Annotated in this window: 1 pseudogene; it reads right to left on the bottom strand. The window is 45.1% G+C overall.

Going from position 1 to position 1,361, the window contains the following annotated elements:
* Positions 1-258: 258 nt before the first annotated feature.
* Positions 259-786: pseudogene (locus AACS90_RS03025) on the bottom strand (conjugative transfer ATPase); the annotation flags it as partial.
* Positions 787-1,361: the final 575 nt, after the last annotated feature.

Raw genomic sequence — 1,361 nt, 5'->3', positions numbered from 1 at the left:
TTCGAAATCCAGGGCGGCATCGACTTGACGGACTAAATGATGTTGAGGCACAAGTGCATCGAGCGAGAGTGTTTCGGGCGGGAAAGTCTGGGGAGGGGGAATTCTTAACATGGCGGCAAACTCCGTCGGGTGAACGGAATTTGATTAAATCAAAGTGCCGGATAAAAAACCAGCACTTTGTCAGTAATCTGAGCATTCATGTTTTACATGAATGCTGTTCACAATGAAGCTGAATCCACAATAATAAAATTATATTGATTACTCAAAACCCAACCCCCGCCCAATATCCATTTTTCTAGCCACCAACACCGCCGCCTCCAGCTCACTGCACTGATGTTCACGCATCAATGTACGCCGTTCGGCTTTTTCTTCTTTTTCTGTCATCCCCAGTGCTAGATAGAGGCTCGGCGGCACAACCCGGAACAGCGCTTCAATTTTTTTCGCCAGCACCACGCCTTCGGTATAACAACGCGGGAGTTTACTGGCAGAAAGCAGTACGGCTTTTTGTTCTTCATTGAGTTTCTTGAACCGGGCGATTTGCTCCACTTCATCCGGCGGCATGGTCAGACATAACCACCATTCGGCCATATTCAGCATCTTTTCAGCCGTATCCGGGTAGTCAGCGAGGTTTTGCGTGGCCAGCCACAACCAGGCCCCCAGTTTACGCCACATCTTGACGACTTTGGTCATATAGGGCGACAACAGCGGGTTGGTGGTGGTGATATGCCCTTCGTCTATCACCAGTTGCAGTTCCCTGTCCTGATACTGGTCGCGTTCAGCGAGGTTAATCGGGGATTTCACGTCTTGCTATTCTATATGTTTCGCCACCTAACTCACGAGCTGTGAAAGGGTTTGCAGTGAGCAATTCTCGTGCTCTTTCATATCCATTCAAAGCTTTATCCCTGTCCTTCGCCGGTCCTCGTTGTCTTGTATCAGGATCATGCCAAAGTCCCCATGCAAAAGAATAAATCTTTTGATTGCAGATAGAACTACGAGTAAATTCGAATTCATTGTTATTTAACAATTGATTCAGATGGAGCACTACCATTAGGGAAAGCAGGGAAAAATGCGATTGTTAATGCAGCTAAGCTATTAGATCATGCCAGAAAAAAACATATTCCAGTATTCCATGTCGTACATCACGCTAAAGCGGAGTCTGCCCTATTTGATCCTGCGACAGATAATGTACATTTTATTCAGGGTGTTGAGGCTAAATAACTTTTCATAATAGTGGGACACTCGATTTACTTTATCTGAAAGAATCTATTTGCAGATTTTTTCAAGAATTTTTTCACATTACTGAGCAGTTGCCACATATACCGACAACAATGGTTACGTGTAACTGTTTCATGTAACGTGTG

Origin of the sequence: Xenorhabdus sp. KK7.4 (assembly GCF_963876465.1) — a bacterium.
Lineage (GTDB): Bacteria > Pseudomonadota > Gammaproteobacteria > Enterobacterales > Enterobacteriaceae > Xenorhabdus > Xenorhabdus stockiae.
Note: the sequence above shows the minus strand (reverse complement) of the source record. Positions and strands in the feature narration are given on the sequence as shown.